This window comes from Streptomyces sp. NPDC001156 (assembly GCF_053598275.1).
Window position 1 is genome coordinate 124,806 of sequence record NZ_JBSFJX010000001.1, and the last position, 18,521, is coordinate 143,326.

Sequence of the window (18,521 nt, forward strand, 5' to 3'; positions counted from 1 at the left end):
ACTAGCCGCGCGTGGCACGAAGTGCCACCATGAGGGTGGTCCGGGGACGCCGTCAGGGCGCCTCGAGATGACAGAAGGAGCGTTGCGATGACGCAGCTTCCCGCTGCCCAGGGGCAGTCCGCTCAGAGTGTGCTCAAGCCGTCCGACAGCAGCAAGGCGCTGTACGGGGGAACGAGCACCCGCCGCATCACGATTCGGGACATCACCGCCGCCAAGGAACGCGGCGAGAAGTGGCCCATGCTCACCGCCTATGACGCGATGACCGCGTCGGTGTTCGACGAGGCCGGTATCCCGGTCATGCTCGTCGGCGACTCCGCGGGCAACTGCCACCTCGGGTACGAGACGACGGTACCCGTCACCCTCGACGAGATGACGATGCTCTCGGCGGCGGTCGTCCGGGGCACACAGCGCGCCCTGATCGTCGGCGACCTGCCCTTCGGGTCCTACCAGGAAGGCCCGGTGCAGGCCCTGCGCTCGGCCACCCGCCTGGTCAAGGAGGCCGGGGTCGGCGCGGTGAAACTGGAGGGCGGCGAACGCTCGCACGGCCAGATCGAACTGCTGGTGGAGTCCGGCATCCCGGTCATGGCGCACATCGGGCTCACCCCGCAGTCCGTCAACGCGATGGGCTACCGGGTGCAGGGCCGCGGTGAGGAGGCCGCCGCGCAGCTGATGCGGGACGCCAAGGCGGTGCAGGACGCGGGCGCGTTCGCGGTCGTGCTCGAACTGGTCCCGGCGGAGCTGGCCGCGGAGGTCACCCGCGCGCTGCACATCCCGACGGTCGGCATCGGCGCGGGCCCGGACACGGACGCGCAGGTCCTCGTGTGGACCGACATGATGGGGCTGACCGGCGGCCGGGTGCCGAAGTTCGTGAAGAAGTACGCGGACCTGCGCCAGGTGATGGGCGATGCGGCGAAGGCCTTCGCCGAGGACGTCGTGGGCGGGACGTTCCCGCTCGAAGAGCACTCGGTGCACTGAGCCCGGGTGCGGTAACCGGCACACTGCGGGCCGTGCCTGGCCGGTCGCGCAGTTCCCCGCGCCCCCAAGGAGGGCGCAGCGGCAGCCCGCCGATCTTCCCCCGTCGGCGGGCTGCCGGCTGTTGCGGCGGGGGCCCGTCTGCCGGCGGTCCGTCGGCGGGCTGCCGGCTGTTGCGACGGGGGCCCGTCTGCCGGCGGTCCGTCGGCGGCGGTATCCCTCGCGGGCCGTAGGCGATCCGCCGGGCTGGTTCTGGTGCGCCGCTGGACGTGGGGTCCGTCGGGACTGCGGGCGGTCCTTCGGCGGCCGTAGACGCCCCCGTTCTGGGCTGTCGCCGGTTCCTCGCCGGCCGCAGGCGACCCGTCGGCAATTGTCGGCGGTCCCTCGGCGGCAGCAGGCGACCCCCCGTCAAGGCTGTTCGCTGCCCCAGCCCATCCATCCAGGCTGTTACCGGCCCCTGCCGACCGCAGGCACTCCGTGTCAGGACTGTCACCATCCCTTCGGCAGGTGAAGGTGACCCATCGGCCGGTGTAGGCGGCCCCTCCCCGACCGAAGGCGGCCCCCATCAGGACTGTCGCCGGTCCCTCCCCGCCGCGGGCGACCGGGCCGGGGCTGTCGGCGACCGCGCCCCAGCCGTACGCGACCCGTCCGGACTGTCACCAGCCCCCGCCGGCCGTAGGCGTCCCATGGCGACCGTCACCAACCCATCCCCAGCCTTAGGTGTCCCCTCCCGACTGTCACCAGCGCATCCCCAGCTGTAGGCGATCCGTCGGCAGGTGTCGGCGGTCGGTCGGCAGGGTGTAGGCGGGCTGTCGGTGGTTTGTCGGTGGGGGCTGGCACCTTGGTCGGCATGACGCGAATCGACAACGACCCCATCGACGCCGCCCCGGACGCGGCCGTCACCGTACGGGGGCTGGTCAAGCACTACGGCGAGACCAGGGCACTGGACGGTGTCGACCTCGATGTGCGCGAGGGCACCGTCCTCGGCGTGCTCGGCCCGAACGGCGCCGGCAAGACCACCCTGGTCCGCTGCCTGTCCACCCTCATCACCCCGGACACCGGTCACGCGACCGTCGCCGGCTACGACGTCGTCCGGCAGCCGCGCCAGACGCGGCGCGTGATCGGCCTCACCGGCCAGTACGCCTCGGTCGACGAGAAGCTCTCCGGATTCGAGAACCTGTACATGATCGGCCGGCTCCTCGACCTGCCCCGCAAGGAGGCCCGGGCTCGGGCCGAGGGACTTCTGGAGCGGTTCTCGCTCACGGAGGCCGCGCGGCGCCCGGCGTCCACGTACTCCGGAGGTATGCGGCGCCGACTGGACCTCGCCGCCTCGATGATCGGCCACCCCGCCGTCCTCTACCTCGACGAGCCCACCACCGGGCTCGACCCGCGCACCCGCAACGAGGTGTGGACCGAGGTCAAGCGGATGGTCGCCGAGGGGGCGACCGTGCTGCTCACCACCCAGTACATGGAGGAGGCCGAGCAGCTGGCCTCCGAGCTGACCGTCATCGACCGCGGCAAGGTCATCGCGGGCGGCCGCATCGACGAACTGAAGGCGAAGGTCGGCGGCCGTACGCTGCGCATCCGCCCGGCCGACCCGCGGGAGCTCCACCCGACCGCCGCCGCGCTCGACGAGTTCGGTCTCACCGGCCTCGGCAACGCGACCGTGGACGCCGAGACCGGCACCGTGCTCGTGCCGATCCTCAGCGACGAACAGCTGACCGCCGTCGTCGGCGCGGTCACCGCCCGCGGCATCACGCTCGCCGGCATCGCCACCGAACTGCCCAGCCTGGACGAGGTGTTCCTGTCCCTCACCGGCCACAAGGCCGGTGCCCCTCAGGACGCGTCCGCCGCCCGTGAAGAGGTCGCCGTATGAGCTCCCGCCCGTCGCCCACCGCCACCCTGGACGAGGCGCTCCGCCCCGCCCCTTCGAAGACTCTCACCGATCCCCTCGCCGACGGTGAAGGCCGCCTCGGTCCCAGGGCCCAGCTGCGCCACATCGGCGCCCTGGTCCGCCGCAACCTCCTGTGGATCCGCCAGGACCCGGAGTCCATGTTCGACGCGATCCTCTTCCCGATCGTGTTCTGCCTGCTGTTCGTGTTCGTCTTCGGCGGTGCGATCGCGGGCAAGGGTCACCAGGACCAGTACGTCAACTACCTGGTGCCCGGCCTGATGGCGATGATGGGCATGAACATCGCCATGGGCGTGGGCACCGGCTTCAACCAGGACTTCCAGACGGGTGTGATGGACCGCTTCCGGTCCCTGCCCATCGCCCGCTCCTCGGTGCTGATCGCCAAGATCACGGTGGAGATCGGGCGGATGCTCGTCGCCACCGCGATCCTGCTCGCCGTCGGTTTCATGCTGGGTCTGTCCGTCACCAGCGTGCCGGGGCTGTTCGCGGCCATCGGTCTGTCGATGGTCTTCGGCTCCGCCATCATGTGGATCTTCTTGACCATGGGTGTGGTGATGAAGAGCGCCCAGGCCATCCAGGGAATGGGGTTCCTCGTGCTGATGCCCCTGCAGTTCGGATCGTCGATCTTCTCTCCGCCGTCCACCATGCCGGGCTGGCTCCAGGCCTTCACCGACTACAACCCGCTGTCGACGCTCGCGGACGCCGCGCGCGGACTGATCAACGGCGGCCAGCCGATCGCCCACGACGTGACGATCACCCTGGTCTGGTCGGTCGCGATCACGGCGATCATGGCACCGGTCGCCATCCGCAAGTTCACGACCAAGACCTGACGGACGAGGGCGGCCCGGCTCGACGACCCGGTCCGTGTCACACGAGGGCGACGGCCTCCTCAAGGGAGAGCCCGTCGCCCTCGGCGTACGCGGCTTCGTAGGCCGCGTCGTCCAGTACGGCCCGGGCCCCGGACTCCGCCATGGTGCGGGCCTCGCGCTCCGCCGGAGTCCGGATGTGGCCGGGCGGCAGCACGCGGTCGGCGGCACCGAGGCACACGGCGGCGTCCCGGGCGCGGCGCCCACCGTCCACGCGGGCAAGGGCGTTCGCGGCGGTGACCAGATGCACGGAGGACATCTGCGGTGCGATCACCCGGGTCATCTGGTCCGCGGCCCGCGCCAGTGCCGTGCGCACCTTGGGCAGGGCCTCCTCATGCCGCTGATCGGCCACGTCCAGCCAGGCCTCCATACCGAGCACAAGGCCGTCGAAGACCACGAAGCCGACCGCCCCGAACTCCTCGCGCAACTGCCGTACCTGCTCGCGCGCCTCGTCCACGCGGTCCGTACGGCTCAGCCACATGGCCAGGAAGATCCGGGCCGCGGGCAACGCGTCGTGCACCGTGCCGTGAGCGTCATCCAGGACCCGGCGCAGCAGTTGCTCACCCCGCTCGGTGTCGCCCGCGTCCAGCAGGACGCTGCCGAGGCGGGCATCGAGCACGTTCATCTGGGAGCGGGCGCCGAGCTGTTCGGCGTACTGCCGCGCCTCCTCGTAGTCGGCGGCTGCGAGCAGATAGTCACCCGCGCGTTCGCGGGCCTCGCCGCGGGCGGAGAGGGCCTCGGCGGCGCCCCAGGTGTCGCCGATCCGGCGGAAGATGTCCAGCGCCTCGTCCGCGTCCTGGGTCGCATCCCGCGACCAGTCGCCGCGGTTGGCGAGGATGTTGGCGCGCAACTGCAGGGCCTGGGCCAGCTCCCAGGTGTGACCGAGCTCGCGGCAGGTGCGGACCGACGCGTCGATGACCCCACGGATGCCCTCGAGGTCCGAGGTGAGCAGGACGGCGAAGAACCACAGGAAGCCGGGGACGCGGCAGGTCTGCGGCTGGCCGGGCCGGTAGGTCCCGGCGATGACCCGCAGCTTCTCCTTGGCCTGCGGCGTCTCCCACGCCTGCATGTCCATGTCCATGCAGGCGAGGTAAACCAGATGGGCGCCCCGGCGGGCCTCGTCCAGCATGTCCGACGACATCGGCGGCGGGTTGTCGGTGCACCTCCCGGGGATGTCCGGCACCGGCCGGGCGGGCGCCGCGAACGGATCGGGGCCGAGGGTCATGACCGCGGCCGACCAGGTACGGGCGTCGCTCCGCAGATCGCGCATCTGCCAGTACCAGCACAGCGAGAGCAGAAGGCAGAGCGCTTCCTGCTCGTCGCGGGCGGCGACGGCACGGCGCAGCGCGCCACGCAGGTTCTCGTACTCGACCTGGAGCCGCTCGATGGCGGCACGCTGCCCGCCGGAGCGCAGCAACGGGTCGGTGGTGCGGGCGACTTCGCGGTAGTACGTGAGGTGGGCGCGCTCGGCCCGGGGCCGCTCGCCGGACTCGTCGAGCCGTTCGGACGCATACTCGGCGACGGTCTCGAGCAGCCGGTAGCGCATCTCCCCGTCGCCCGAAGGGGCGGCCACCACCAGGGACTTGTCGACCAGCGAGCCGACCGCCTCCAGCGCGGCGGGACCGCACACGGCCTCGGCGGCGTGGAGGTCGCAGCCGCCGGAGAAGACGGACAGCCGGCGCAGCACCGCGCGTTCGTCCGCGTCCAGCAGGTCCCAGGACCAGTCGACGACGGCCCGCAGGGTCTGCTGGCGGGGCAGTACGGTGCGGCTGCCGGAGGTGAGCAGCCGGAAACGGTCGTCGAGCCGGTCGGCGATCTGCCGCGGCGACAGCATCCGCAGCCGTGCGGCCGCGAGTTCGATGGCGAGCGGCAGCCCGTCGAGGCGGCGGCAGATCTCGGCGGCGGCCCCGGGATCGTCCTCGATGCGGAAGCCGGGCCGTGCGGCGGCCCCTCGGTCGGCGAGCAGCTTCAGCGCGTACGGCTGCGGCAGCGGCTCGACCGGGCGCAGCAACTCCCCCGGCACACCGAGGGGTTCGCGGCTGGTGGCGAGGACCGTCAGCCCCGGGCAGTGCTGGAGGAGATGCTCGACGAGGTGGGCGGCGGCGTCCACGAGGTGCTCGCAGTTGTCGAGGATGAGCACCATGCGCCGCCGCGCGCAGTGCTCGGCGAGCCGGACGAGCGGGTCGTCGTGCCGTTCTGCGACGGCGCGCATCTCCTCGGCTCCGGCACCGCGCAGCACGGTCTCGCGGCCGCCCACGGCGGTCAGCACGGCCTCCGGCACCGCATCGGGCTCGTCGACCGGGGCCAGCTCGGCCAGCCACACCCCGTCCGGGGCCAGGTGCGCCACGGACTCGGCGGCCTCCTGCGACAGCCGGGTCTTCCCGGCGCCCCCGGGCCCGAGCAGGGTGACGAGCCGGGCGCCGGCGAGGTCGGCGCGCAGGGTGTCGATGTCGGCGCCCCGTCCCACGAAGGAGGTGAGGCGGGCACGGAGGTTCCCGGGGTGTACGGGCGCGGCGGCGCCCCCGTCGGCGGGTGGCCGGGGGCGGCCCGGGGCGCGGGACGGAACCGCTTCCGGGACCTGGAGCAGGTCCCCGTGCAGTGACCGCAGCTCCGGTCCGGGGTCCGAGCCGAGGCGGTCCGCCAGCATCTGCCGCACGTCCTCGTAGGCGGCCAGCGCCTCGGCGGGGCGGCCCGCCTCGCGCAGGGCGCGCAGGCGCAGCGCCTGGAGGGGCTCGTCCAGCGGGTGCAGATCGCACAGGGCGGTCAGCTCGGGCAGGTGCTGCTCGCCGTGGCCGAGGGCGACGGCCGCGGTCAGTCGGGCCCGGCGCGCGTCGAGGCGGCGGGTCTCCCAGCGGGCGGCCTCGGCTGTGCGGTCCGGCAGGTCGGCCAGGGCGGGGCCGTGCCACAGGGCGAGGGCGTCGTCGAGGACGACCGCCGCCTTCGCGGGGTCGCCGTCGGCCAGTGCGCGTATCCCCTCTCCGGCGAGCCGCTCGAAGCGATGCAGGTCGACCTCGTCCGGTGCGGCGGCGAGCCGGTAGCCGCCGTCCACCGACTCGACGGCGTCCGCGCCGAGCGCCCGGCGCAACCGCCCGACCAGCGCCTGGAGGGCACCGGTGGCGTCGGCGGGCGGGTCCCCGTCCCACACCTCGTCCACGAGGAAGGCGGCCGGTACGATCCGTCCGGCCCGCACGGCGAGTACGGTCAGCAGGGCACGCAGCCGGGCCCCGCCGACCGGGACGGGAGTGCCGTCGGCGCGGAGTGCCTGGGTGGTGCCGAGAATCCGGTAGCGCACGGGGCCCATTGTCCCCGGCCGAACGCCGGCACCGCTCCCGGGTTTCGGACCCGCATGGTGCCTGCCCTCCGGCGAGACCACCTCGACCACGAAGGGCAGCGGTTCTTCGCCGGCCTCACCCATGTCCGAACTGACGTGCTCCAGCGCAGGGGTGACCGGTGCCAAGGTGAGGCCGTTCCCCGTCAGGAACCTGGGACTGGCCGCAGGACGTTCTTCCCATGTCACCGATACTCGTCACCTCACCGATACTCATCACCGATACGGTCGACCCAGCACCGCACCCGTCCCTCAGTACTCAGGAGTCCCATGGCCACCGCCGCCGCCCGCCGTAACGACCGGCGGATCAGTCCCGTCTTCGTCGGGATCCTGGCCGTGACGGCGGTCACGGGATGGGCCACCTGGAGCGGCTTCGCCGAGCAGCCCGGCGTGGCCGTGTTCCTGTTCGTGACCGCCGCGTGGGTCGTGTCGCTGTGTCTGCACGAGTACGCGCACGCGCGCACCGCCCTGCACAGCGGCGACATCACGGTCGGCGCCAAGGGCTATCTCACGCTCAACCCGCTGAAGTACACGCACGCGCTGCTGAGCATCGTCCTGCCGGTGATCTTCGTGATCATGGGCGGGATCGGTCTGCCGGGCGGCGCGGTGTTCATCGAGCGGAGCCGCATCCGGGGGCGCTGGCGGCACAGCCTGATCTCCGCGGCCGGCCCGCTGACGAACGTCCTGTTCGCGGCCGTGTGCACGGCCCCGTTCTGGCTGCACGCGCTGGACGGGGTGCCCCGGGACTTCCGGTTCGCCCTCGCCTTCCTCGCGCTGCTGCAGGTGACGGCCGCGATCCTGAACTTCCTGCCGGTGCCCGGCCTGGACGGATACGGCGTGATCGAGCCCTGGCTCTCCTACAACATCAAGCGCCAGGTGGAGCCGTTCGCGCCGTTCGGCCTGCTCTTCGTGTTCGCGTTGCTGTGGGTGCCGTCGATCAACACCGCCTTCTTCGACGTGATCGACACGATCCTGCGCGCTCTGGGGATCGGCGAGTTCGACCGGTACTGCGGCCAGGAGCTCTACCGCTTCTGGCAGGGCACCAACGAGTTCTGCCAGATCAGCCAGTGACCGACCGGCCCCGGTCGGCCCTGCTGCGCCGCACGTAGTACCAGGTCATGTTGGACGTCAGGCCCGCCAGCAGCACCCAGACGATCCCGAGCCAGCTGCCCTCGGCGAAGGAGACGACGGCCGCCACGACGGCGAGGATGCACACGATGAGGGCGTAGAGGGCTAGGCGGGGCATGGGGGTCGGCTCCTGACGGACGGACGGTGTGGTCGTACGACGTCCAGTGTCCCCCATGCCCGCGGGCCCGCTACACGTCGGTCACCCGGAGGCCCGCGTGCGCCTTGTACCGCCGGTTGACGGAGATCAGATTGGCCACCAGGGCCTCGACCTGGTGGGCGTTGCGCAGCCGTCCCGCGAAGATGCCGCGCATGCCCGGGACACGACCGGCCAGCGCCTGCACGATCTCCACGTCGGCGCGTTCCTCCCCGAGCACCATGACGTCGGTGTCGACCAGCTCCACCTGCGGGTCCTGGAGGAGCACCGCGGACAGGTGGTGGAAGGCGGCCGTGACCCGTGAGTCGGGGAGGAGAGCCGCGGCCTGCTCGGCGGCGCTGCCCTCCTCCGGCTTGATCGCGTACGCGCCCTTCTTGTCGAAGCCGAGCGGGTTGACGCAGTCGACGACGAGCTTGCCGGCCAGCACCTCGCGCAGCGATTCCAGCGTCTTCCCGTGACCCTCCCACGGCACGGCGACGATCACGATGTCGCTGCGCCGGGAGGCCTCGGCGTTGTCGGCGCCCTCGACGCCGTGGCCGATCTCCTCGGCGGCGGCCTGTGCGCGCTCCGCGGCACGCGAGCCGATGATCACCTTCTGGCCGGCCTGGGCGAGCCGGTAGGCGAGGCCCTTGCCCTGCGGCCCGGTGCCGCCGAGCACGCCGACGACGAGTCCGGAGACGTCGGGGAGGTCCCAGGGGTCCTTGGCGGGGGCCTTGGCTGCACTGTCGGTAGAGGTCATGGGCCGACTCTACGTGCGCACGGGCCCCGCCCGCCGCTCAGAGCAGAGCCGTCACAGGGATACGGCGGAAGGTGATCGTCTCGTAGGCGCCGAAGTCCCCCGTCTCGTAGAGCAGGCCGACCGTGCCGGCGTCGACGCGGACGAGGTCGGAGTAGGCGGCGGGCAGCCCGTCGGCGGTGTACGCGGACCGCCAGGTGGCGCCGGCGTCGGTGGAGACGCGCACGGCCATCATGGCGCGGGCGCCCGGGGCCGCGGGGCCGGCGAAGAGCAGCAGGTCGGGGTCGCGCAGCTGGAGGACACTGCCCTGGCAGACGGGCGCGACGAGCCCGGCCTGCGGGCGGAAGGGCTTCATGAGGCTGCGGCCGCCATCCTCCGAGTGGGCGTCGGCCCGGGTGCCGGGTGAGCGGGAGTCGGTGCGGGTGTTGAAGTAGACGCGTCCGTCGGGGAGTTCGGCCGCCGTCGTCTCGTTGGCGTTGACGTAGTTGTCCCTGGTCTCCTCGACGTAGCCGAGGTACCAGTTCTCGCCGCGGTCGTCGCTGAGCAGGCAGTGGCCGTCGTAGTACTTCGCCTCGGCGCCGGTGTCGGTGCCGGTGGGCGGGCGGCTGTGGTTGCCGGGAACCAGGACCCGGCCGTCGCTCAGCTGGAGGGCGTGGCCGGGCGTGGTGGCGTACCAGCGCCAGCCCTCCTTCTTCACCTGCGGGGTGATCTCGCGCGGCCCGGACCAGGTCAGTCCGTCGTCGTCGCTGTGCTCCACCCAGACGCGGCGCCCGTCCTCGGGCTTCACCTCTCCGCGCAGGATGGCGTGCTCGGTCGCGTCAGCCGCGGCGCGGACGTGGACGAGCAGGACCCGGCCGGTGTCCAGGACCACCGGGGCCGGGTTGCCGGCGAGGGAGGAGCCGTTGCGGGCGACGGTCTGGAGCGGGCCCCAGGTGCGACCGCCGTCCGTGGACCGCTTGAGCACGATGTCGATGTGCCCGTGGTCGGCGGCGGAGGTCACCCGCCCCTCGCAGAAGGCGAGGAGGGTGCCGGCGCCGGTGGCGACGATCGCGGGGATCCGGTGACTGGCGTAGCCCTCGCGGCCCGCGCGGAAGGGGACGGTGGCTTCGGTCATGGGGGCTCCTGGGACGATCGGCCGTGGTACGTCAACCAACACCAGTGCCCCATGGTTCGGCTCATGCACCGGGTCGGGCGAATTCGGGTTGAACTCCCGGTCAAGAGTCTCCGGTTGCGGCAGGATGTTGCCGCATGGACGCCGTACGGGTCGCGTTGTTGCGGGAAGTGCTCGCCGGGACCGAGTGGCTGGGGGCCACACGGCGGTTCGCGGGGACGCTGCGGGGGTCCGTGGTGTCGTACGGCGGCGGGCTGCTGCTCGTGGGCACCCAGGAGTACGAGCCGTGGCACCTGGCGGCGCATCTGGTCGACGAGGCGGCCTGGTCGGGGACGCCGGAGCTGTCGCCGACGCTGGTGCGGCACGGGGCACGGGCCTCGGATCCGGCGCATCTGGCAGTGGGGCTCGGACGGTTGTCGGCGGCACGTCGGGGCGAGACGCTGCTGGTGGTGTCGCCCGCCGATCCGGGGTCCCGGCTTCTCGAGCGGGTCCATGACGCGCGGCGGGCAGGGGCGACGGTGCTGGCGTTGGACGCCGGGGACCGGGACCTGGCGGCCATGGCGCACGAGTCGCTGACGGTCCCGCAGGCCACGGATCTGGATCTGGACACCATCCAGCACCTGGTGAGCGCGGCCGCCGGGGAGAACGCGCTGCCGGCCCCCCGCGGGCGGCGGCGCCTGCGGGACCGGCTGGCTCGCCTGGCCGACCATCTGACGTCACCTCCTCCGCCGCGATGGTGAACGCCGGGAAAACCGGTTGCCAGGGATTCCGGGCCGGCTGAGCATGGCCCGTCGTGACCGACGACGCCCCCGCCCGCCCCGTAGCAGCACCAGGAGCGGCCCCCGCCCCCGCGGACGCGCTCGCATCCGAGGCCGCGAGCCCCTCCGCCGCTCACGGCACGGGGCTGCGCGCCCTGCTCCCCGACCTCGCGCCCTGGCACGCTTCGGCGGACTTCCGCAGGCTCTGGCTGGCCGGGCTGATCAGCAACTTCGGCACCTTCCTCAGCTTCGTCGCGGTGCCGGTCCAGCTGAAGGAGCTCACCGGCTCGGCGGCGGCCGTGGGTGCGATCGGTGCCGTCGAACTCGTACCGCTGATCGTCTTCGGTCTGTACGGTGGCGCGCTCGCCGACGCGTACGACAAGCGGAAGCTGATCCTCGCCACCGAGGCCGGGCAGGGTCTGCTGTCCGCCGTGCTCCTGCTGAACGCGCTGCTGCCGGAGCCGGCCGTCTGGCCCCTGTACGTCGTCGCGGCTCTGTCCTCGGCCTTCGGCGCCCTTCAGCGTCCCGCCCTCGACTCCCTCGTGCCGCGCATCGTCGCGCACGACGACCTCCCCGCCGCCGCGTCGCTCAACTCGCTGCGCTGGACGGTGGGCGGGGTGGCGGGCCCGGCGCTGGCGGGTGTGGTGGTGGCGTACGCCGGGCTGGGCGCCGCGTACGGCGCCGACCTGGTGACCTTCGTGGTGTCGGTGCTGCTGGGCCTGGGGCTCGCGGCGTCGCCTGCCTCCCACGAGGCGGCCAAGCCGTCGCTGCGGTCGATCGCGGAGGGCGCGCGCTACGCCTGGAACCGCAAGGAACTCCTCGGCACCTACGTCGTCGACATCGCCGCGATGCTCTTCGCGATGCCGCTGGCGGTGCTTCCCTTCCTCGCCGACGAACTGGGCGCCGAGTGGTCGCTGGGGCTGATGTACGCGGCGTTCCCGGCCGGGGCGCTGCTGGTGTCACTGACCGGCGGCTGGACGTCACGGATCCACCGGCACGGGCGGATGGTGGTCCTGGCGGCGGCGGGCTGGGGGCTGGCCGTCGCGGCGGCGGGTGTCGTGGGGAACGTCTGGCTGGTGCTGCTCTTCCTGACCCTGGGCGGCGGTTTGGACATGGTCAGCGGGATCTTCCGGGCGGCGATGTGGAACCAGACGATCCCCGACGAGCTGCGCGGCCGCCTGGCCGGCATCGAGCTGCTGTCGTACTCCGTCGGCCCGCAGCTGGGGCAGGTCCGCTCGGGCGGCATGGCGGCCTGGCGGGGAGTCCGTACGTCGGTCTGGTCGGGCGGAGTGCTGTGCACGGGGGCGGTGGCCCTACTCGCCCTGTGTCTGCCCGGCCTGATGCGCTACGACGCGCGGACGAACGAGCACGCGGTACGGCTGAGGGCACAGCGGGTGGGGACGGCGGGCTGAGGGCCGGACGGGCGGGACGGACCCCGGCCGGCCCCACCCCGCCCCGGGCCGCTAGTCGTCCTCACGCTCTCCTGCCGGCGCGTCGTGCCACCGGGGATCCGTCTCCCACTCCTCGTTCCGCTCGCGTGCGATCTCCATCGCGTGCTGCGCCTCCTCGGGCGAGGCGTACGGCCCGAGGCGGTCCTTCGCGGGGCACTCGGGCCCCTCCTCGACCTTGTGGTGCTGCAGGCAGTAGAACCACTCTCCCGGCTTCCCGACCGTCCGCTTCTTGAACAGCGCCATCGCAGGAGCTCCTTTCACCAGGGCCCATGTTCCCCCAGGCGCGCTGGATAGACTCGCTGGCATGTCTGGCCAGTCGCTGCTCGTCCCAGGAGAGCTGTCTCCCACCCGTTCCGTACCCGGAAACATCCGGCGCCCCCAGTACGTCGGCAAACCCGCGCCGGCCGCGTACACCGGCCCCGAGGTGCAGACGCCCGAGACCGTCGAGGCGATGCGCGTCGCCGGGCGGATCGCGGCGCGGGCCATGGCGGAGGCCGCGAAGCTCATCGCGCCGGGGGTCACCACGGACGAACTGGACCGGGTCGCGCACGAGTACATGTGCGACCACGGCGCCTACCCGTCGACGCTGGGCTACCGCGGCTTCCCCAAGTCGCTGTGCACCTCGGTCAACGAGGTGATCTGCCACGGAATCCCGGACTCCACGGTCCTGCGGGACGGCGACATCATCAACCTGGACGTGACGGCGTACATCGGCGGCGTGCACGGCGACAACAACGCCACGTACCTCGTCGGGGACGTGGACGAGGAGTCCAGGCTGCTGGTGGAGCGCACCCGCGAGTCCCTCAACCGCGCGATCAAGGCCGTCAGGCCGGGCCGCCAGGTCAATGTCATCGGGCGGGTCATCGAGTCGTACGCCAAGCGCTTCGGGTACGGCGTGGTACGGGACTTCACCGGGCACGGAATCAATTCCTCGTTCCACTCCGGGCTGATCATCCCGCACTACGACAGCCCCCACGCGACCACCGTGATGCAGCCGGGGATGACCTTCACCATCGAGCCCATGCTCACGCTCGGCACACACGAGTACGACATGTGGGACGACGGCTGGACGGTGGTGACGAAGGACCGGAAGCGCACCGCGCAGTTCGAGCACACGCTGGTCGTCACGGAAACGGGCGCGGAGATCCTGACCCTGCCGTAACGCGCCCGCCACGGCCCAAGAGCCCGCTCTGTCCCCAGAGCGGGCTCTTTCATGTGGGCCGCCGCGCGATCCCGGGTAGGCTCTTGCCGACAGAGTGTCGGGAAAACCGGGAAGACCGTGGAGGCCTCATGAACGCGCCGGACCCGTCCCGTACGGCGTTCTCGACGCTCATCCGCAGTGCGTCGCTCGATGTGCATCAGGAGGCGAACACCTCGACGTTCATCACGGACCTGCTCGGCGGCGGGCTCGGCGTCGACGCGTACGCGCGGTACACCGAGCAGCTGTGGTTCGTGTACGAGGCTCTGGAGGCCGGAGCCGAACGGCTGGCCGGCGACCCGGTGGCCGGCCCCTTCGTCCGTCCGGAGCTGTTCCGGCTGCCCGCGCTGGGGCGGGACCTGGCCCATCTGCGCGGCCCCGACTGGCGGGCGCACCTGGAGCCGCTGCCCGAGACACGGGAGTACGCGGCCCGGGTGCGGGAGTGCGCCGAGCAGTGGCCCGGCGGGTACGTGGCCCACCACTACACCCGCTATCTGGGGGACCTCGCCGGCGGTCAGATCATCCGCGACACGGCGGAGAAGACCTGGGGGTTCACCCGGAAGGGCGATGGGGTGCGGTTCTATGTGTTCGACGGGATCCCCAACCCGGCGGCGTTCAAGAAGGAGTACCGGACGCTTCTGGACGGGATCGGGGCGGACGAGCTGGAGAGGCAGCGGATCGTCGCCGAGTGCAGGCGTGCATACCGGCTCAACACGGCGGTCTTCCAGGCCCTGGGCGAGGAGTTCCCGCTGAGCGCCTGACCCGTCAGCGCTCCAGGAACACCCGGCCGCCCACCTCCACCCAGCCCTCCGGCTGCGGAGCCGTCAGGATCTGGGAGCCCGCACCCTGGCGTATGTTGAGCGCGCGGCCGAGACGGTCCGTGAGCAGCAGGGCGGCCGCGCCGGTCGCCTCGTCCTCGTCGATGCCGTCGTCCCGGCCGGGGAAGGCCCGGGCGCGCACGCGGCCCGCCGCCTCGTCCTCCCACGCCCAGGCATAGATCCAGTCGCCCGGCGGCGGCACCGCCAGACCGTCGACCTCGGCGGCCGTCGCGTACTGCCGCAGCGTGCGGGGCGGCGCCCACTCCGGGCGGGCCTCGATCCAGCTGAACTCGCCGTCCAGCCGGGCCCCCACGACTCCGGCCGGAGTGACGAGTTCCGGTACGTCCAGCAGCCAGGCCGTGCCCACGCAGGGATGCCCGGCGAACGGCAGGCGCAGGGTGGGCGTGTAGATGTCGATGACACCGCGCTCGGGGTCGTCGACGAACACCGTCTCGCTGAAGCCGAGCTTGCGGGCGAACTCCTGACGCCGGTCCCGTTCGGGGACCGCCGCACCCTCACGGACGACGCCGAGCTCGTTGCCGTAGCCGCCGCTCGGGCCGCAGAAGACACGCAGCACGTCGTAGTCGGTCACGCGGGCATTCAAACATCCCGTTCCGGTGATCTTCCTTTGGGAGCCGAATCACGGACCCGGTGGTTACAGGTGAGGTAAGCCTCAGGTAAGTTAGGCCAGCCTCACCACACTGCCTCTTGGAGCAAGCATGCGAGCCGTCCGACTGTCCGTCGCCACTGCCGCCGCCGCGGCGGCTCTCAGCGTCGTCACCGGGTGCACCCAGAAGAGCGCGGCCCAGGACTCCGATCACCTGATCCAGGTCACCGCGACCGACTCCAAGTGCGAGGTCTCGAAGAAGGAGTTCCCGGCCGGGCACGTCGAGTTGGCGGTCGAGAACAAGGGCGCCAAGGTGACCGAGGTCTACCTGCTCTTCCCGGACGACCGGATCGTCGCCGAGCGCGAGAACATCGGCCCCGGCACCAAGCAGACCGTCACCGCCGAGGTGAAGGCCGGCGACTACCGGGTCGCGTGCAAGCCGGGCATGAAGGGCAAGGGCATACGCCAGGACCTCACGGCCACCGGCGGCGCCGCCGCCAAGCGGAACCCGAAGCTCGACGCGGCGGTCGCCGCCTACCGCGCGTACGCGCAGGACCAGGCCGACGAGACGCTGCCCCGGGTCGAGACCTTCGCCAAGGCGATCAAGGACGGCGACGTGGAGGCCGCGACGAAGGCCTACGCCCCCTCCCGCATCGGCTGGGAGCGCACCGAGCCGGTCGCCGAGTCCTTCGGTGACATCGACCCGAAGGTCGACACCCGCGCCGACGGCCTGGAGCAGGGCCAGAAGTGGACCGGCTGGCACCGGCTGGAGAAGGCCCTGTGGCAGGACAAGAAGATCGGCGCCGAGGAGAAGACCCTCGCCGACCGGCTCGTCACCGACCTGAAGGACTGGCAGACCCGGGTCGGCAAGGCCGAGATCACCCCGACGTCCATGGCCAATGGCGCCAAGGAGCTGCTCGACGAGGTCGCCACCGGCAAGGTCACCGGCGAGGAGGACCGCTACTCGCACACCGACCTGGTCGACTTCAAGGCCAACGTCGAGGGCGCGCAGAAGGCGTATGAGCTGCTGAAGCCGGCCGCGCAGCAGAACGACGCGGCGCTGACCCAGGAGCTGGACAAGCAGTTCGGGGCACTGGACACGCTGCTCGACAAGTACCGGTCGGACAAGGCGTCGTACGACTTCGTCTCGTACGACAAGGTCGGCAAGGACGACCGCAAAGAGCTCTCGGACGCGGTGAACGCCCTCGCCGAGCCGCTGTCCAAGCTCGCCGCCGCCGTCGTGAAGTAGGGGGACGGGACCATGACGGACGCGACCACGGACACCACCACTTCGCAAGCGGCCCCCGCGGCGCCCTCGCGGCGCGCGCTGATCGGCTGGGGCGGCGCGGGGCTCGCGCTCGGTGCCGCCGCGGCCGGCGGTGCGGTGGCCATGACCCGTACGGGCGACGACGTGCAGCCCGCCGGTGCCTCGACGGGTGCGGCGGTCTCGTTCCACGGCGCCCACCAGGCGGGCATCTCGACACCGGTGCAGGACCGGCTGCACTTCGCCGCATTCGACGTGAAGACCGACGACCGCGCCGAGTTCGTCCAGCTGCTCAAGGACTGGACGGCGGCCGCGCGGCGGCTGACCGCGGGCCAGACGGTCGGTGAGGGCGCCTACGACGGGCTCGCCGAGGCCCCGCCGGACGACACCGGTGAGGCACTGGGCCTCAAGCCGACGCGGCTGACGCTGACGATCGGCTTCGGACCGTCGCTGTTCGAGAAGTTCGGGCTCAAGGGCAAGCGGCCCGAGGCGCTGGTCGACCTGCCCCAGTTCCCCGGCGACAACCTCGACACGTCGCGCACCGGCGGCGATCTGTGCATCCAGGCCTGCGCGGACGACCCGCAGGTCGCCGTGCACGCGATCCGCAACCTGGCCCGCATCGGCTTCGGCAAGGTCGCCATCCGCTGGTCCCAGCTCGGCTTCGGCAAGACGTCGTCGACCACTCCGGACGCCCAGACCCCGCGCAATCTCATGGGGTTCAAGGACGGCACCCGCAACATCGCGGGCACGGAGACGGACCGGCTGAAGAAGTTCGTGTGGGTCGGCGAGGGCGACGGTCCGGGCTGGATGGCCGGCGGCTCGTATCTCGTCGCCCGCCGCATCCGCATGAACATCGAGACCTGGGACCGCACCTCGCTGCAGGAGCAGGAGGACGTCTTCGGCCGCGACAAGGGCGAGGGCGCCCCCGTCGGCAAGGCGAAGGAGCACGACGCGCCGTTCCTGAAGGCGATGAAGCCGGACGCGCATGTCCGGCTCGCCCACCCCGACGCCAACAACGGGATCACGATCCTGCGCCGGGGCTACTCCTTCACCGACGGCACGGACGGACTCGGCCGCCTGGACGCGGGCTTGTTCTTCCTCGCCTACCAGCGCGACGTGCGCAACGGGTTCATCCCTCTGCAGCGCAAGCTGTCGGCGTCCGACGCGCTCAACGAGTACATCCAGCACGTGGGTTCGGCGGTCTTCGCGATCCCGCCCGGCGTCCGCGACAAGGACGACTGGTGGGGCCGGACGCTGCTGACCGAGGAGGCGTAGTCAGTGTTCTCCAACTATCTGATCGGCCTGCGCGAGGGCCTGGAAGCCAGTCTCGTCGTCTGCATCCTGATCGCCTATCTGGTCAAGACGGGCCGCAGGGACGCCCTGAGGCCGATCTGGATCGGCATCGGCATCGCGATCGCCATCGCGCTGGGCTTCGGCTGCATCCTCGAATTCGGCTCCCAGGAACTGACGTTCCAGGCACAGGAGGCGCTCGGCGGTTCCCTGTCGGTCCTCGCCGTCGGCCTGGTGACCTGGATGGTCTTCTGGATGCGGCGCACCGCCCGGCATCTGAAGTCCGAGCTGCACGGCAAGCTGGACGCGGCCCTGGCGATGGGCACGGGCGCGCTGGTCGCCACCGCGTTCCTGGCCGTCGGCCGAGAGGGCCTGGAGACCGCGCTGTTCGTGTGGGCGTCGGTGCACGCGGCCAGCGACGGCACCCCGCGCCCGCTGATCGGCGTCGCCCTGGGCCTGGCCACGGCGGGCCTCCTGGGCTGGCTGTTCTACCGCGGCGCCCTGAGGATCAACCTCGCCAAGTTCTTCACCTGGACCGGCGGCATGCTGGTCGTCGTCGCCGCGGGCGTGCTCGCCTACGGCTTCCACGATCTACAGGAGGCCGACTGGGTCCCGGGCCTGTCGAACCTGGCCTTCGACATCAGCGGCACCATCCCGCCGGACAGCTGGTACGGCACGCTCCTGAAGGGCGTCTTCAACTTCCAGCCCGACCCGACGGTCGTCCAGGTCACGGTGTGGCTGCTGTACCTGGTCCCGACCCTCGTGCTCTTCTTCGTCCCGGCCGGCCTCACCTCGAGGAAGGCGAAGCAGCAGGCCGCCTCGACCCCGGTGGGGGAAAGGCCTGACGATACGTCAGTGGTATAGCGGGGCGGGCGCAAGTGGGCAACCCGGCGCCCGTCCCGCTTCCCGTCCCGGTAGGGTTCGCCTC

17 protein-coding genes are annotated in these 18,521 nt (G+C 71.8%); 11 read left to right on the top strand and 6 right to left on the bottom strand.

Annotated features, from left to right (window positions below; translation table 11 throughout):
- Positions 1–87 precede the first annotated feature (87 nt).
- The 3 genes from panB to ACWDA7_RS00545 all read left to right on the top strand — a co-directional run bounded on the left by panB (position 88) and on the right by ACWDA7_RS00545 (position 3,714).
- The gene (panB, locus tag ACWDA7_RS00535; protein WP_359393390.1) at positions 88–975 is read left to right on the top strand and encodes a 3-methyl-2-oxobutanoate hydroxymethyltransferase; all 888 of its coding nucleotides are present in this window, start codon (positions 88–90) and stop codon (positions 973–975) included.
- Between the two features lie 847 nt (positions 976–1,822).
- Positions 1,823–2,848 carry an ATP-binding cassette domain-containing protein gene (locus ACWDA7_RS00540; protein WP_450602009.1) on the top strand — a complete coding sequence of 342 codons (1,026 nt, stop codon included), beginning with the start codon at positions 1,823–1,825 and terminating at the stop codon, positions 2,846–2,848.
- Positions 2,845–3,714: an ABC transporter permease gene (locus ACWDA7_RS00545; RefSeq protein ID WP_450602010.1), complete on the top strand. Its 870-nt coding sequence runs from the start codon at positions 2,845–2,847 to the stop codon at positions 3,712–3,714. Before ACWDA7_RS00540 ends, ACWDA7_RS00545 begins: the two co-directional genes overlap by 4 nt.
- A gap of 37 nt (positions 3,715–3,751) precedes the next feature.
- Here the strand turns inward: ACWDA7_RS00545 and ACWDA7_RS00550 are convergent, their stop codons facing one another.
- Positions 3,752–7,051 carry a BTAD domain-containing putative transcriptional regulator gene (locus tag ACWDA7_RS00550; protein WP_450602149.1) on the bottom strand — a complete coding sequence of 1,100 codons (3,300 nt, stop codon included), beginning with the start codon at positions 7,049–7,051 and terminating at the stop codon, positions 3,752–3,754.
- Between the two features lie 297 nt (positions 7,052–7,348).
- On the opposite strand from ACWDA7_RS00550, the gene ACWDA7_RS00555 reads away from it, so the two are divergent.
- Positions 7,349–8,149, top strand: a complete 801-nt coding sequence (locus tag ACWDA7_RS00555) for a site-2 protease family protein (protein ID WP_450602011.1) — start codon at positions 7,349–7,351, stop codon at positions 8,147–8,149.
- Here the strand turns inward: ACWDA7_RS00555 and ACWDA7_RS00560 are convergent.
- Genes ACWDA7_RS00560 through ACWDA7_RS00570 form a run of 3 tightly spaced genes read right to left on the bottom strand, consistent with a single transcriptional unit; the run spans position 8,139 to position 10,210 of the window.
- Positions 8,139–8,381, bottom strand: a complete 243-nt coding sequence (locus ACWDA7_RS00560; RefSeq protein WP_450602012.1) for a hypothetical protein — start codon at positions 8,379–8,381, stop codon at positions 8,139–8,141. The genes ACWDA7_RS00555 and ACWDA7_RS00560 overlap by 11 nt on opposite strands.
- A 13-nt stretch (positions 8,382–8,394) precedes the next feature.
- Entirely contained in the window at positions 8,395–9,099 is a 705-nt protein-coding gene (gene npdG / locus ACWDA7_RS00565; RefSeq protein WP_450602013.1) for an NADPH-dependent F420 reductase, read from the bottom strand.
- A gap of 37 nt (positions 9,100–9,136) precedes the next feature.
- The gene (locus ACWDA7_RS00570) at positions 9,137–10,210 is read right to left on the bottom strand and encodes a sialidase family protein (protein WP_450602014.1); all 1,074 of its coding nucleotides are present in this window, start codon (positions 10,208–10,210) and stop codon (positions 9,137–9,139) included.
- Positions 10,211–10,344: 134 nt separating this feature from the next.
- Here ACWDA7_RS00570 and ACWDA7_RS00575 point away from each other — a divergent pair, with 134 nt between their 5' ends.
- Both ACWDA7_RS00575 and ACWDA7_RS00580 read left to right on the top strand, forming a co-directional pair.
- The gene (locus ACWDA7_RS00575; RefSeq protein WP_450602015.1) at positions 10,345–10,947 is read left to right on the top strand and encodes a hypothetical protein; all 603 of its coding nucleotides are present in this window, start codon (positions 10,345–10,347) and stop codon (positions 10,945–10,947) included.
- Between the two features lie 164 nt (positions 10,948–11,111).
- Positions 11,112–12,377, top strand: coding sequence for an MFS transporter (locus ACWDA7_RS00580; RefSeq protein ID WP_450602150.1), 1,266 nt, complete (start codon positions 11,112–11,114; stop codon positions 12,375–12,377).
- A 51-nt stretch (positions 12,378–12,428) separates the two neighbouring features.
- Here the strand turns inward: ACWDA7_RS00580 and ACWDA7_RS00585 are convergent, their stop codons facing one another.
- Positions 12,429–12,659, bottom strand: a complete 231-nt coding sequence (locus ACWDA7_RS00585) for a hypothetical protein (RefSeq protein WP_450602016.1) — start codon at positions 12,657–12,659, stop codon at positions 12,429–12,431.
- A 61-nt stretch (positions 12,660–12,720) separates the two neighbouring features.
- On the opposite strand from ACWDA7_RS00585, the gene map reads away from it, so the two are divergent.
- Positions 12,721–13,578, top strand: a complete 858-nt coding sequence (map, locus tag ACWDA7_RS00590) for a type I methionyl aminopeptidase (protein WP_359393371.1) — start codon at positions 12,721–12,723, stop codon at positions 13,576–13,578.
- Between the two features lie 128 nt (positions 13,579–13,706).
- On the top strand, positions 13,707–14,375 hold the full coding sequence (locus ACWDA7_RS00595) for a biliverdin-producing heme oxygenase (RefSeq protein ID WP_450602017.1): 669 nt from the start codon (positions 13,707–13,709) through the stop codon (positions 14,373–14,375).
- A 4-nt stretch (positions 14,376–14,379) separates the two neighbouring features.
- On the opposite strand, the gene ACWDA7_RS00600 is transcribed toward ACWDA7_RS00595, so the two are convergent.
- On the bottom strand, positions 14,380–15,024 hold the full coding sequence (locus ACWDA7_RS00600; protein ID WP_450602018.1) for a PhzF family phenazine biosynthesis protein: 645 nt from the start codon (positions 15,022–15,024) through the stop codon (positions 14,380–14,382).
- 127 nt (positions 15,025–15,151) lie between these two features.
- Between ACWDA7_RS00600 and efeO the strand changes: the two genes are divergently transcribed.
- From efeO to efeU, 3 genes are read left to right on the top strand one after another with little or no spacing between them, the layout of a single operon-like run.
- Positions 15,152–16,288: an iron uptake system protein EfeO gene (gene efeO / locus ACWDA7_RS00605; RefSeq protein ID WP_450602019.1), complete on the top strand. Its 1,137-nt coding sequence runs from the start codon at positions 15,152–15,154 to the stop codon at positions 16,286–16,288.
- A gap of 12 nt (positions 16,289–16,300) precedes the next feature.
- The gene (gene efeB, locus ACWDA7_RS00610) at positions 16,301–17,578 is read left to right on the top strand and encodes an iron uptake transporter deferrochelatase/peroxidase subunit (RefSeq protein WP_450602020.1); all 1,278 of its coding nucleotides are present in this window, start codon (positions 16,301–16,303) and stop codon (positions 17,576–17,578) included.
- A gap of 3 nt (positions 17,579–17,581) precedes the next feature.
- Positions 17,582–18,457 carry an iron uptake transporter permease EfeU gene (gene efeU / locus ACWDA7_RS00615; protein ID WP_450602021.1) on the top strand — a complete coding sequence of 292 codons (876 nt, stop codon included), beginning with the start codon at positions 17,582–17,584 and terminating at the stop codon, positions 18,455–18,457.
- The last annotated feature ends 64 nt before the right edge of the window (positions 18,458–18,521 follow it).